Origin of the sequence: Kribbella sp. (assembly GCF_035655035.1) — a bacterium.
In the GTDB taxonomy this organism is placed as follows: Bacteria; Actinomycetota; Actinomycetes; order Propionibacteriales; family Kribbellaceae; genus Kribbella.
In genome coordinates this window covers 1-13,052 of record NZ_DASRVN010000363.1, presented here as the reverse complement: position 1 = coordinate 13,052, position 13,052 = coordinate 1, and the positions used below count along the sequence as shown (strand labels likewise).

Annotated in this window: 11 protein-coding genes and 1 pseudogene; 9 read left to right on the top strand and 3 right to left on the bottom strand. The window is 70.6% G+C overall.

The window, feature by feature from the left end:
* The first annotated feature begins 223 nt into the window (after positions 1-223).
* Positions 224-1,702, top strand: a complete 1,479-nt coding sequence (gene nagZ, locus VFF46_RS20150; RefSeq protein WP_325038708.1) for a beta-N-acetylhexosaminidase — start codon at positions 224-226, stop codon at positions 1,700-1,702.
* Between the two features lie 108 nt (positions 1,703-1,810).
* Here the strand turns inward: nagZ and VFF46_RS20145 are convergent, their stop codons facing one another.
* On the bottom strand, positions 1,811-3,019 hold the full coding sequence (locus VFF46_RS20145) for an ROK family transcriptional regulator (RefSeq protein WP_325038707.1): 1,209 nt from the start codon (positions 3,017-3,019) through the stop codon (positions 1,811-1,813).
* A 109-nt stretch (positions 3,020-3,128) separates the two neighbouring features.
* Between VFF46_RS20145 and VFF46_RS20140 the strand changes: the two genes are divergently transcribed.
* The 7 genes from VFF46_RS20140 (at position 3,129) to VFF46_RS20110 (ending at position 11,148) form a co-directional block, all read left to right on the top strand.
* On the top strand, positions 3,129-4,784 hold the full coding sequence (locus tag VFF46_RS20140) for a glycoside hydrolase family 13 protein (RefSeq protein ID WP_325038706.1): 1,656 nt from the start codon (positions 3,129-3,131) through the stop codon (positions 4,782-4,784).
* A 205-nt stretch (positions 4,785-4,989) separates the two neighbouring features.
* Complete coding sequence (locus VFF46_RS20135) at positions 4,990-6,117, top strand: Nif3-like dinuclear metal center hexameric protein (protein ID WP_325038705.1); 1,128 nt, start codon at positions 4,990-4,992, stop codon at positions 6,115-6,117.
* Positions 6,118-6,164: 47 nt separating this feature from the next.
* A complete protein-coding gene (locus VFF46_RS20130; RefSeq protein WP_422653753.1) occupies positions 6,165-6,908 on the top strand; it encodes a zinc ribbon domain-containing protein in 744 nt (247 codons plus the stop codon).
* A gap of 76 nt (positions 6,909-6,984) precedes the next feature.
* On the top strand, positions 6,985-8,106 hold the full coding sequence (locus VFF46_RS20125) for a bifunctional RNase H/acid phosphatase (protein WP_325038703.1): 1,122 nt from the start codon (positions 6,985-6,987) through the stop codon (positions 8,104-8,106).
* A gap of 92 nt (positions 8,107-8,198) precedes the next feature.
* Positions 8,199-9,629: an RNB domain-containing ribonuclease gene (locus tag VFF46_RS20120; RefSeq protein WP_325038702.1), complete on the top strand. Its 1,431-nt coding sequence runs from the start codon at positions 8,199-8,201 to the stop codon at positions 9,627-9,629.
* A 17-nt stretch (positions 9,630-9,646) separates the two neighbouring features.
* Positions 9,647-10,054 carry a hypothetical protein gene (locus VFF46_RS20115; RefSeq protein WP_325038701.1) on the top strand — a complete coding sequence of 136 codons (408 nt, stop codon included), beginning with the start codon at positions 9,647-9,649 and terminating at the stop codon, positions 10,052-10,054.
* Positions 10,051-11,148, top strand: a complete 1,098-nt coding sequence (locus tag VFF46_RS20110; protein WP_325038700.1) for a hypothetical protein — start codon at positions 10,051-10,053, stop codon at positions 11,146-11,148. The genes VFF46_RS20115 and VFF46_RS20110 overlap by 4 nt, the downstream gene beginning before the upstream one ends.
* Here VFF46_RS20110 and VFF46_RS20105 read toward each other — a convergent pair.
* Entirely contained in the window at positions 11,133-11,687 is a 555-nt protein-coding gene (locus VFF46_RS20105) for a TetR/AcrR family transcriptional regulator (protein WP_325038699.1), read from the bottom strand. The two genes, VFF46_RS20110 and VFF46_RS20105, sit on opposite strands and share 16 nt — an antisense overlap.
* A gap of 70 nt (positions 11,688-11,757) precedes the next feature.
* Between VFF46_RS20105 and VFF46_RS20100 the strand changes: the two genes are divergently transcribed.
* A complete protein-coding gene (locus VFF46_RS20100; protein ID WP_325038698.1) occupies positions 11,758-12,243 on the top strand; it encodes a GNAT family N-acetyltransferase in 486 nt (161 codons plus the stop codon).
* Here the strand turns inward: VFF46_RS20100 and VFF46_RS20095 are convergent.
* A pseudogene (locus VFF46_RS20095) lies at positions 12,240-13,052 on the bottom strand (hypothetical protein); the annotation flags it as partial. The gene VFF46_RS20100 and the pseudogene VFF46_RS20095 sit on opposite strands and share 4 nt — an antisense overlap.

Sequence of the window (13,052 nt, the reverse complement as noted above, 5' to 3'; positions counted from 1 at the left end):
TCCCCAGTGTCGTCGCTCATCGTCCCCCCGGTCAGGGCGGTCAGGTCGAGAGACAACGTTATCTGTAGTCGGCCCGAACAGACAGGGGTGAATGTTGGTAATCATGGAAAACCCGCAGGGTGGCGGCAGTTAACTGCCATGACAACTCCTGACAACGATGCCCCTCCGGGCGCCAAAGAGCCGCTACTGGCGCCGGACGCCGCGAGTGCGAGAGGGTTGCGGGATGAGTGCTCAACTGGATCGGGACGCGGCCGGCGCACTGGTCGTCGGCTTCACTGGTACGACGGCACCGGACGCGCTGCGGCGCGCGGTGGCCGGCGGGCTCGGCGCGGTCATCCTGTTCACCCGGAATGTCGCGGACGCCGACCAGGTGGCGGCGTTGACCGCCGTACTGCGGTCCGAGCGCCCCGACCTGATCGTCGCGATCGACCACGAGGGCGGCGAGTTCAGCCACCTCGCGCCGGCGAACCCGTGGCCGCTGGCGTCCCCGCGGCTGCTCGGCGACCTGGACGACACCGAGCTGACCCGCGCCGCGGCCCGGGACGCGGCCGCGACCCTCGCGTCGCTCGGCATCGACCTGATGCTCGCGCCGTCGGTCGACGTGAACAGCAACCCGGCGAACCCGATCATCTCCACCCGGTCGTTCGGGCGTACGGCGGAGGTCGTCTCGCGGCACGGTGTCGCGTTCGTCGAGGGCGTCCACGATGCCGGGATCGCCGCCTGCCCGAAGCACTTCCCGGGCCACGGCGACGTCGCCGTCGACTCGCACACCGACCTGCCGCGGGTGGACCGCTCGGTCGAGGAGGTACGGGCCGTCGAGCTGGCCCCGTTCCGCGCGACGATCGCCGCCGGCGCCGACGTGGTGATGAGCGCGCACATCGTCTTCTCGGCGTACGACGACCAGCCCGCCACCTTGTCGCACCGGTTGCTGACGGGGCTGCTGCGGGAGGAGCTCGGGTTCACCGGGGTGATCACGACCGACGCGCTCGAGATGGGCGCGATCACCAAGAACCGCTCGATCGAGGACGCCGCGGTCGCGTCGATCGCCGCGGGTGCGGACCTGGCGATGATCGCGGTCGGTACGGCGGACCCGCGGGCGTTGACGGCTCGCGTGGTGGAGGCCGTCCGTACGGGAACCCTGCCGGCCGAGCGGGTGGCGGATGCGGCGGCCCGGGTTCGTACGCTCGCTGCCTCGCTCGGCCGGCGCAGCCGTCAGTCCGGTCTCGGTGGGGCGCCGATTCGGGAGGTGGCAGCGCGGGTGGTGGCCGGGCAGACGTTCCCGGCGCTCGGTGCGGCGCCGTACGTGGTGGATCTGACGCAGGGGCTGCACCCGGCCTGGAACCCTTATTTCTCAGGGCTTCCGGAGATCTTCACGCGGGTCGCGCCGGAGGCGGACGGCGTCGTACTGCGCGGCGAGCACCACCTGACCGACAACGGCGAGCCGCAGGACGACGCGATCGCCCGGGCCGCGAAGGCCGCGCAGGGCCGTCCGCTGGTGATCGCGATCCAGGACGCGGGCCGTACTCCGTGGATGCGCGCCGCTCTCACCCACCTCGTCGAGTCCCACCCCGACAACCTCTTCATCCTCTGCACCGGCATCCCCGAGGACCAGGCCCTGGTCCCACCCGGCGTCCCCTCCGCCACCACCTCCGGCCGCAACCTGATCGTCCTGGAAGCCGTCGCCCGCCAGCTCACCCGCTGAGAATCGGCGGCTCGACAGTACGTATACGTCCACTGCGCTCGGGGCCGCGCTCAGTGGAACGGCTCGGCGGCCCTAGTGGACGCATACGTACTGTCGACCTGCCGGTGATCACCCTCGGCGGCAGCTGAGTTCCAGGTCCAGGGCGTGTTGTTCTACGTAGTTGAGGGCGTGGCGGACAGCTCCTACCGAGACGATCGCGTCGCCCAGGGACGAGACGGCGACGCGTGGGGGAGTGCTGGTGTAGCCGGCCAACTGGCGTTCGACGTCGGGGAGTAGGGCGGCAGCCGCTTCGGCGACGGCGCCGCCGAGGACCACCAGTTCGGGGTTGAAGAGGGTGCCGAGGGTCGCGACCACCCGGGCGGTGCGGCCGGCGATGTCCTGAAGGATGCCCTGGGCAACCTTGTCGCCGTCAGCCGCGGCCCGGAACACCTGCTCGGCGGTCACCTCGCCGTCGGTCGCCAGCGCTCGCAGGGACGTCCGTACGCCGGTGTCCGCGACCGCCGCCGTACCGTTCTCCCGGGCGATCCGGGCAATACCGTGGGTGTCGCCAACGCCTTCGATCAGCTTCAGGAACACCATCTCACCGGCCCCGCCGCGGCTGCCGTGCAGCAACCGCCCGGAATCCATCAGCCCGGAACCGAACCGCTCACCGGCCAGCAGTACGACGAGGTCGTCGACGTTGCGCGCCTCGCCGCGCCAGTGCTCGCCGAGGGTCGCCAGGTTCGCGTCGTTCTCCAGCAGGACCGGCCACCCGTGCAACTCGGTCAGCCGCTGCGACAGCCCGGTGTCGAACCGCCGCCAGAACTCGTCGTCGACCAGGATGTTCCCGTCCCGGTCGACCGGCGCGGCCACACCGGCACCGGCCGCCAGCACCTGCGCGTCCGACACGCCCGCGGATTCCAGTGCCTCGACCACCGTCGCGTGCACGATCTCGGTCCGCTCGGCGGGCGCCTTCACCCCGGCCGCCGACCGCCCGGCCTTCGCGATCGTCTCGCCGCGCAGGTCCGAGACCAGCACCGTGGTCTTGGCCGCACCGATGTCGATCCCGAGGACGTATCCGGCCCGCCCGTTGAACTCGAACCGCCGCGACGGCCGCCCCACCGACGTCCGTCCCGGGTCGAGCTCGACCACCCACCCCATCGAGATCAGGTCGTTGCAGACGGCGTGCACGGTCGCCCGGGTGAGACCCGTGGCCTCGATCAGGCCGGTTCCTGTCATCACCCGTGCGCGGTTCAGCACGCCGAGTACCTTGCCCGCGTTGACCCGCCGCAACATCGCCGGCGTCGCCGTCGGTGGGGTAGCCGCCGGTTTTGCCATGAAAGCCCCTTGACCTCGTGATCCTACCGACCGCAGAATACATGCAGATTCTAAATTTAGAGCCTATATATAAACCCCGGGTTACCAACAGATTCCGAGTGAGGCGATCGTGGCGAGTCCACATGCGACCCAAACGACCCAGACGACTCAGTCCGACTGGTGGCGGCAGGCCGTCGTGTACCAGATCTATCCGCGCAGCTTCGCCGACTCCGACGGCGACGGCGTCGGCGATCTGCCCGGCATCATCAGTCGAGTCCCGTACCTGGTGGCGCTGGGCATCGACGCGGTCTGGCTGAGCCCGTTCTACCCGTCCGCGCTGGCCGATGGTGGGTACGACGTGGACGACTACCGGAACGTCGACCCGCGGCTGGGCACGCTGGCGGACTTCGACCAGCTGGTCGAGGCGCTGCACGCCGAGGGCATCAAGCTGATCGTGGACATCGTCCCGAACCACACGTCCGACCGGCACGAGTGGTTCGTCGAGGCGCTGGAGGCCGCCAAGGGGCACCCGGCCCGGGACCGGTACATCTTCCGCGACGGTCCCGACGGCGCCCCGGACCAGCCGCCGTCGGACTGGGACTCGGTGTTCGGCGGCTCGGCGTGGGCGCAGACCGACGACGGCCAGTGGTACCTGCACATGTTCGCGGCCGAGCAGCCCGACCTGAACTGGCAGCACCCCGAGGTACGGGCGGACTTCCTGGAGACCCTGAAGTTCTGGTCGGACCGTGGTGTGGACGGCTTCCGGGTCGACGTGGCGCACGCGCTGGTGAAGGACCTGACCGAGCCGTTCCCCGCGAAGGCGACACTGCCGCGGCAGTCGGAGTCGTACGGCAAGCACCCGCTCTGGGACCAGGACGGCGTACACGAGATCTACGAGGACTGGCGCAAGCTGCTGAACACCTACGACCCGCCCCGGTCCGCGGTCGCGGAGGCGTTCGTACCGGCCGCCCGCCGGGCCCGGTACGCGAGCGCCGACGGACTCGGGCAGGCGTTCAACTTCGACCTGCTGCAGGCGGACTTCGAGTACGACCGGTTCCGTCAGGTGATCGAGGAGAACCTGGAGTTCGCCGAGCAGAACGGGTCGTCGTCGACGTGGGTGTTCTCGAACCACGACGTCGTCCGGCACGCCACCCGGTACGGCCTGCCGAAGAACCCGAAGGGCGGCTGGCAGGACGGTAAGGACTGGCTGCTCAGCAACGGCACCGAGCCGACCGTCGACGTCGCGCTCGGGCTGCGCCGGGCCCGGGCGGCGACGCTGCTGATGCTCGCGCTGCCCGGTTCGGCGTACCTGTACCAGGGTGAGGAGCTCGGCCTGCAGGAGGTCGGCGAGCTGCCGGCCGCGAACCTGCAGGACCCGGCGTACTTCCGGTCCAAGGGCGCCGAGAAGGGCCGCGACGGCTGCCGGGTGCCGATCCCGTGGACGGTCGGCGGCCTGTCGTTCGGCTTCGGTACCGGCGGCTCGCACCTGCTGCAGCCGAAGTGGTTCGGGGCGTACTCCGTCGAGGCGCAGCAGGACGACGCGGAGTCGACGCTGAGCCTGTACCGCAAGGCGCTCGCGGTCCGCCGCGGGCTGCGGACCGGCAGTTCGCTGACCTGGATCGACGGCAACGACGACGTCCTGCACTTCGTCCGCTCCGGCGGCTGGCAGAGCGTGACGAACTTCGGCGCCGCTCCGGTCGAGCTGCCGGACGCCGCCGTCGTCCTGTCCAGCGGCCCGCTCGAAGGCGACAAGCTGCCCGGCGACACCACCGCCTGGCTGATCTGAGAACCCACCGAACGCGCCCCGGTCGGCCGTCCCGAGACGGTCCTCCCCCTGTGTGACCGGGGCGTTCCCGCCGGTGCGGGTGTCGTGGCGGATGCGGCGGGGCGGCCGCACCTCCACGCCGTCGCTCGTACCGGCGGACATGGTCGTGGCGGGGGCACCGGGCGGTTGCCCCCGTCACGATCCATGGAATGTCAGGATAAGCGTCGTGACGACGCTAGCGGACGTGCTCGCAGTACTGGATCGGCTCTACAACCCTGCCTGGGCGGAGGACTGGGACGCCGTCGGGCTGGTGACCGGCGACCCGGAGCAAGAGGTACGGCGGATCCTGTTCGCGGTCGATCCCATGCGGGCCGTGGTCGACGAGGCGATCGACGGCGGGTACGACCTGCTCGTCACGCACCACCCGCTGCTGTTGCGCGGGGTGAACAGCGTGGCCGCGACAACCCCCAAGGGCCGCGTGATCACCGACCTGATTCGCGCCGGTGTCGCTTTACATGTGTGTCACACGAACGCCGACAACGCGAACCCGGGTGTGAGCGACGCGCTCGCCGCCGCGATCGGGTTGCGCGACACCCGCCCGTTGAAGGCGATGCCGGCCGAGCCGATGGACAAGGTCGTGGTGTTCGTCCCGGTCGCGGAGACGCAGGCGATGCTCGACGCGCTCGCGCGGGCCGGCGCGGGCCGGATCGGCGACTACGAACGGGCTGCGTGGAGCGGTACCGGCGAGGGCACGTTCCGCCCGCTGGACGGCGCGAACCCGGCGATCGGCACCGTCGGCGACATCGAGGTCGTCCCGGAGAACCGGCTCGAGATGATCCTCCCGCGGCACCGGCGCCGCGCGGTCGTCGAGGCGCTGATCGCGGCGCATTCGTACGAGGAGCCGGCGTACGACGTCTACGAGCTGGCGGAGTTGCCGAGCGAGCGCGGAGGCGGGCGGGTCGGCGTACTGGAGAAGCCGTTGCCGCTGGCCGGCTTCGCGCGGCTGGTCGCCGAGCGGCTTCCGCGGACCGAGCACGGCGTACGGGTCGCCGGTGATCCGAATCGGATGATCGAGACCGTCGCGGTGGTCGGGGGAGCAGGCGACTCCGAGTTCGGGCGGGTCCGCGCGGCCGGGGTGGACGCGTACCTGACCGCCGACCTGCGGCACCACCCGGCGACCGAGGCCCGGGCGTACGGCGACCCCGCGCTGGTCGACGTCGCGCACTGGGCCAGCGAGTGGCCGTGGCTCGCGGACGCCGAACGCCTCCTGCTCGAAGGCCTCGCGGCCCGAGGCAGTACCGTGGACACTCACATCTCAACACTCTGCACGGACGCCTGGACGCTGCGGATTTGAGAGGGTGTCAGAGCTCTCGGACACCCTCTGAGTGAAAGGAACCGACCCTGAACGCCGAGCCCGCCGTCCAACGCCGGCTGCTGGACCTGCAGGATCTCGACCTGCAGCTTGATCAGGTCGCGCACAAGCGCGCGTCGTTGCCGGAGCACCAGGCGCTCAAGGACCTGCTCGCCGAGAAGTCCGTGGTCGACCGCGAGCTGGTCACCGCCGACACCGAGGTCAGCGACCTGCAGCGCGAGCAGAAGAAGGCCGACAGCGATGTCGAGCAGGTCCGCCAGCGCCGCGCGCGGAACCAGCAGCGGATCGACTCCGGTCAGGTCAGCTCGCCGCGCGACCTGGAGAACCTGCAGCACGAGATCGGTTCGCTGGAGCGGCGGATCTCGGACCTGGAGGACTCCGAGCTCGAGGTGATGGAAAAGCTCGAGGCCGCCGAGGTCGTGCAGACCGAGCTGCGGACCCGCGCGGAGGCGTTCGCCGGGCGGCAGTCGGAGCTGGAGACCTCCCGGGACGCGTCGATCAAGGAGCTGGACGAGCAGCGCGCCGGCCTCGCCGACAAGCGTGCCGCGGTCGCGGCCGAGCTGCCCGAGGGGCTGATCGCGCAGTACCAGCGACTGCGTGAGCACAACGGCGGGATCGGCGCCGCGCCGCTGGTCGGCAAGCGCTGCATGGGCTGCCGGATGGAGCTCGCCCCGTCCGACCTGAACGCGATCAAGGCGGCACCTGCTGATGCCGTACTGCGCTGCGAAGAGTGCGGCCGCATCCTCGTCCGGACGGCGGACAGCGCGGTATGAGCGAGCGCAGCGAGCTCATCATCAAGCACAGCCCGTTTCGTGCCTCATCCGCGCCCGGAGCGAAGCGAGGACGTGGATGAGTTACAGGCACGTCATCGTCGAGGCCGACGGTGGATCCCGGGGGAACCCGGGGCCGGCGTCGTACGGCGCGCTCGTCCGGGACCCGGTGACCGGGAAGGTCATCGCCCAGCAGGGCAAGACGATCGGGATCGCCACCAACAACGTCGCGGAGTACTCCGGCCTGATCGCGGGGCTCGAGCTCGCCGCGGAGTATGCGCCGAACGCGTCGATCGAAGTACGGATGGACTCCAAGCTGGTCATCGAGCAGATGGCCGGCCGGTGGAAGATCAAGCACCCGGACCTGCAGCCGCTGGCGATCAAGGCGCAGGGGCTGGCGCCGTTCGGGACCGAGTGGACGTGGGTGCCGCGGGCGAAGAACGCCGCCGCGGACGCGCTCGCGAACAACGCGCTCGACGGGGTGCCGATCCCGCTGCAACCCGCGGATGCGACGGTGCCGGCGGCGCCGGTCGCACAGCCGTCCGATCAGCAGAAGGCGTTGCGTGGTTGGGGTGCGCAGGCCGAGCCGCCGACCCGGTTGATCTTCCTGCGGCACGGCGAGACGCCGCACACCGCGGAGAAGCGGTTCTCCGGTTCGGGTGGCGACGACCCGGTGCTGAGCGAGCACGGCCGATCGCAGGCGGCGGCTGCCGCGGCGTACCTGGCGCGGCTCGGCGGGATCGACGCGGTCGTCACCTCACCAATGCGGCGGGCGCGGGAAACGGCGGCCGTGGTCGCCGCCGAGCTCGGGCTGGACGCTGTTGTGGACGGGGGCTGGGTGGAGTGCTCGTTCGGTGACTGGGACGGGCACACGTTCGCCGAGGTCCAGGAGAAGTGGCCGGAGGCGTTGAACGCGTGGCTCGAGTCGACGACGGTGGCGCCACCCGGCGGCGAGTCGTTCGATGCGTGCGCCCGGCGGGCCCGCTCGGCGCGGGACGGCCTGCTGGCGCGGCACCCGGGCAAGACGATCCTCGTGGTCACCCACGTCACCCCGATCAAACTGATGGTCCGCTCGGTGCTCCAGGCCCCGATGTCCTCCATCTTCCGGATGGAGCTCCGCCCGGCGACCCTGACCGAGGCGCACTGGTACGCCGACGGCCTCGCGTCCTTGCGCTCCTTCAATGTGGATCCGTCGCAGTAGGCCCTGTCCGGCATCCAGCGCCTACTGCGGGCACTCGGCACGGCACCTCCTCGCTACGACGCTGGATGCCGGACAGGGCCTAGTCTGACCCCATGCCGCTGCAGAGGGTTCGATTCGCCGAGGACGTTCCGGAGGTTTTCCGGACATCGTTGCAGGACATCCGCCGGGAGCAGGAGGTGCCGGCGGAGTTCCCGCCGGAGGTGACCGCGGCGGCGCTCCAGGCGGCGCGGAACGTCGTACTGCCGGAGCTGGATCGGACCGACCTCGAGTTCGTGACGGTCGACCCGCCGGACTCGATGGACCTCGACCAGGCGTTGCACATCGAGCGGGCCGGCGACGGGTTCACGGTGTACTACGCGATCGCGGACGTGGCGGCGTACGTGCAGGCCGGCGACCCGATCGACACCGAGGCGCGGCGCCGCGGCGAGACCCTGTACGCGCCGGACAAGCGCACCCCGCTGCACCCGCCGGAGCTCTCCGAGGATGCGGCCTCGCTGCTGCCCGACCAGGTCCGTCCCGCGCTGCTGTGGACCGTCACCCTCGACGCGTCCGGTGAGATCACCGGCGTCACCTGCGAGCGCGCGCTGGTGAAGTCGCGCGCGAAGCTCAACTACGCCGGCGTACAGCAGGACCTTGACGCGGGTACGGCGTCCGAGTCGCTGCGGCTGCTCCGCGAGGTCGGGAAGCTCCGCGAGCAGTGCGAGCTCGACCGCGGCGGCGTGAACCTGCCGATCCCGGACCAGGAGGTCGTCACGTCCGACGGCGGCTGGGGCCTGCAGTTCCGCGCACCGCTCCCGGTCGAGGGCTGGAACGCGCAGATCTCGTTGCTCACCGGCATGGCCGCCGCCCAGCTGATGATGAAGGGCAAGATCGGCATCCTGCGCACGCTGCCCGAGTCGCACGACGACCTGCGCCGCAAGCTCGGCAACACCGCGAAGGCGCTCGGCATCGACTGGCCGGCCGACGTGTCGTACGCCGAGTTCATCCATGGGCTCGACCCGGCGACACCCGCGCACGCGGCGATGCTGGCCGCCTGCACGGTGCTGTTCCGCGGCGCCGGGTACACGGCGTTCGACGGCAGCGTGCCGGACAAGCCGCAGCACGCCGCGATGAAGGCGGAGTACGCGCACGTCACCGCCCCGCTGCGGCGGCTGGTGGACCGCTGGACCGGCGAGATCTGCGTCGCGCTCTCGGCCGGTGCCGAGGTACCGGCCTGGGTCCGGGAGTCGATGGACGAGATCCCGAAGATCATGGACGACGCGGACCGCCGGGCACACGCCTACGAGCGGTCGATCGTCAGCATGGTCGAGGCCGGCCTGGTCGCGGACCGGCTCGGCGCCACCTTCGACGGCGTGATCACCGACGTCGACGACAAGGACGACCGGCGCGGCATCGTCGTACTGACCGAACCCGCGATCGAGGGCCGCGTCACCGGCACGGCCCTGCCGCTCGGCCGCCAGGTCCGCGTCAAACTCGTCGAGGCCGACATCGCCAAGCGGAACGTCGCCTTTGAACTGGTGTAGCTGAGACAATCCCGGGCATGGAGTACGACGAGTTCTTCGCGCAGTACAAGAGCGCCTACGAGCTCTGGACCTTCGGCCGGCTGGACGTGGACGGCGCGACCGCGGAGCTGGAGCGGTTGCGGACGATCGCGCAGTCGGTCGAGCCGGTGCACAAGCGCCGGACCGCGGAGTACCTCCTGGCCCAGTGGGCGAACGAGACCGCGCCCGAGGCGGAGGGCCGGATGACCCGCGCGACCGCGGCGCTGACCCGGGCCGGCGCGGACGGCGGGACCGCGGCGGAGCGGAGGGCCCGGGCCGAGGCTGGGATCGCCGAGATCACCGGTATCGCGAACGAGACCACCGACGTCGGCGAACAGTACGCGATCCTCGGGCTGAACGAATCCCTCGCCAAGCTCATCGACGCACTGCGACGCGACGGGGTATGACCACGCCGGCGGGCGGTTCGCCACCGGGACGCGGGCACGGAGTCCGCAGCTTCGACGAGCTGATGGCCCGGCAGGCCGATGCTGCCATCGCACTGTCCGGTGCCCATCACTCGTCCTGGCGGCGCGGGCAGCTCGGTCCCACGCGCAAGGTCGACCGCGGCATCGTGCTCGGTACGGCGGACTGGGACGGCACCCTGCGGTACGACCACGGCGAGGTCGTCAAACCGTTGCGGGAGATGTTCGCCCGCCAGGGCCGGCAGCTCGCGGCCGAGGACCTCGTGCGGTACCGCAGCGCGTTGCTCGTCGTACTGCACGAGAACACCCACATGCTGGCGCCGGAGGGCCGCGACAACGGCGACCGCGAGGATCGGGATACGCCGCTCTCGCCCGATGCGGCGCGGATGGCGCTCGAGGAGGGCGCCACCGAAGCCTGGGCATACCGCAACCTCGACCGGTACATCGACGAACTTGGCCTCGAGGACGTCGCACCGGGGCTGAACAGCGTCACGGCGATCTCCCGGTACCAGCACTACCTGCCGGCCGCCGATATTCTTGCCGAACGGATCGGCGAACGGTCGGGCGCCGGTCGTGATGAGCTGCTGCGGCAGCTCAACTGCGAGCTGTCCGATCGCAAGTGGCGAGTCGTCACCGAGCACCTGTACCAGAGCTCGAACCTGCCCGAGCTGGTCCCGCCCGGAGACGTCCGCCGGGTCCGAGGCGAGCTCAACCAGGCGATGCGGGCAGCGTTCTCCTCGTTGACCGATCTCGAGACGATGATGCCGGTACGCAGCCGCGCCACGCAGTCGGCCGCGCTCGGTGAGGCGGCGTACTACGAAGGGCTGCGAGCAGTTGCCCGGATCGAGGAAAGATATCGGTCTGGTACGCCGGTGCAGCAGGATCGGCAGGCTGAGCAGGGAACGCAGCCGCAGGGCCAACCGGAACAGAAGGACGCGCTCGATGTGGCCTTGTCCGGGACCGTTTCGGCAGGACGCGCGACCGCGACTCGGCCGGGGCAAGCGAAGCTGAACAAGGCGCCGGCCAATCCGCAGCGTCAGAACGGGGGCGCTCGCGAGCCGGGTCAGGCTGACAGGTAGTCCTCGACGGCGGAGGTTGTGCGGGGGAGGTCGTTGGTGGCGAGGAGGTCGATGAGGGCGCCGCGGAGGATCGCCAGTACGGCGGTTCGCCGGGCCGCGGTCTGGTTGGGGTCGCTGGCTTCGAGGAGTTCGAGCCAGTCGTCGACCGTCGAGCGGGCGAAGTCCGCCCACGGGCCGTCGGGCGCGACGAGCGAACGCCCGTACGCCTCGACCCAGAACGTCATCAGCGGGCGGCGTTCCGGTGCGGCCAGCCAGGTCCAGAGTTCGCGGGCGACGACGGGCAGGCCGGGCGGGTCGTCGTACCGCTGCTCGGTCTGCCGGAGGAGCTCGAGCTGGTCGGCCCGGCCGCGGGCCAGGAGTGCGCGGATCAGGCCGTCCTTGCTGCCGAACAGGAAGAGCAGCACGCGGGGGCTGGTGCCGATCGCGCTCGCCAGCGGGCGCAGCGACAGGTCGGCCAGCCCGTGGGTGAGCGAATAGGAGTAGGCGCGCTCCAGCAGTTCTTGCTGTCGCGCTGAAGGACCCTCTTTTGAAGACGGCACTGTCTTTGTGGTCGGCACGGGTCTAGTATTGCTTACTGAAACAGTTGTGTCAGTAGATCGGGTAGGGTTCATGACGAAACTGATCAGGAAGCTGGGACAGCCCGGAGACCTCGGCTGGGTGGTGCAGGCGCACGCGGAGATCTACGCGCGGGAGTACGGCTGGGCGACGGCGTACGAGACGCTGATCGCGCAGATCGTGGCGCAGTACGCGTCGGACCACGACGACGAGCGCGAGGCCGCCTGGATCGCCGAGGTGGACGGGGAGCGGGCCGGGAGCATCTTCTGCGTGCGCGGGCCGGACGAGACGACGGCGCAGTTGCGGCTGCTGCTGGTGACGCCGGCGGCGCGCGGGTTGCGGCTCGGCGCGGAGCTGGTCGACACGTGTATGGAGTTCGCGCGGTCGGCCGGGTACAAGCGGATGGTGCTCTGGACGAACGATCCGCTGGTCGCGGCGCGGCACATCTACCTGGCGCGGGGCTTCCGGCTGGTGAGTTCCGAAGTACACGAAATGTGGGGCGACCGCCTGACCGGACAGACGTACGAGGCCGATCTCTAGCTCTTGCAGACCGGTGCGCCGGGGGCCGCGGTCTTGTAGATCGTGTGGGAGAGGAACGTGTTGAGGTAGCCGCTCGTGATGGTCAGCGCGTGGCGCGGGTCGGCGCTGCCCAGCGGGAGGAAGCGGCGGAGCGGGTAGGCGAGGTAGTACGCGCCGTAGTCGGTGAAGTTGAAGTGCCGGGTGCCGGGGACGGTGGCGCACCACGACGTACCGGTGCTTGCCTTCAGCAACGAGAGGGCGCGGTTCCGGTCGGTGTCGTTCTTGGCGTCCGGGCCGCAGACGCTGGTGATGCAGGAGTCGTCGGCGCCGAGCAGCAGCATCGGCGCCTTCAGACCTTTCCGTACGACGTCCCCGAACTGGTAGCCGTCCAGGTCGACGGCGGCGGCGCAGCGCGGGTCGAGCCGGCAGGCCTCCAGCGACGCGGCGCCGCCGAACGAGTGCCCGACGTACGACGGGCCGACCGCGTTCTCGACCGAGTTCGGCAGCTGCTTCACGACCATGCCGGCCGCGAACCGGGCGTCGGCCGCCCAGATGCCGACGAGGTGGTCGCCGGCCTGCTGCGCGCCCTCGTTGTCGTCGCCGAGGTTCGGCGGGTTCGCTTCCGGTTTGCTGGTCACCGGCTCACCGCCGAGGACGGTCAGGTTCGCGCTGTACGTCGGCGTGACGCCCGCGACCAAGTACCCGTGACTGGCGAGGTCCTCGGCGAGGGCGGCGTACATCGGCGCCGACAGGCCCATGCCTGGCATGAGTACGACGACCGGGAACTTGCCCGGCGCGATCGCGACCCGGTCGAGGGCACGGTCCTGCAG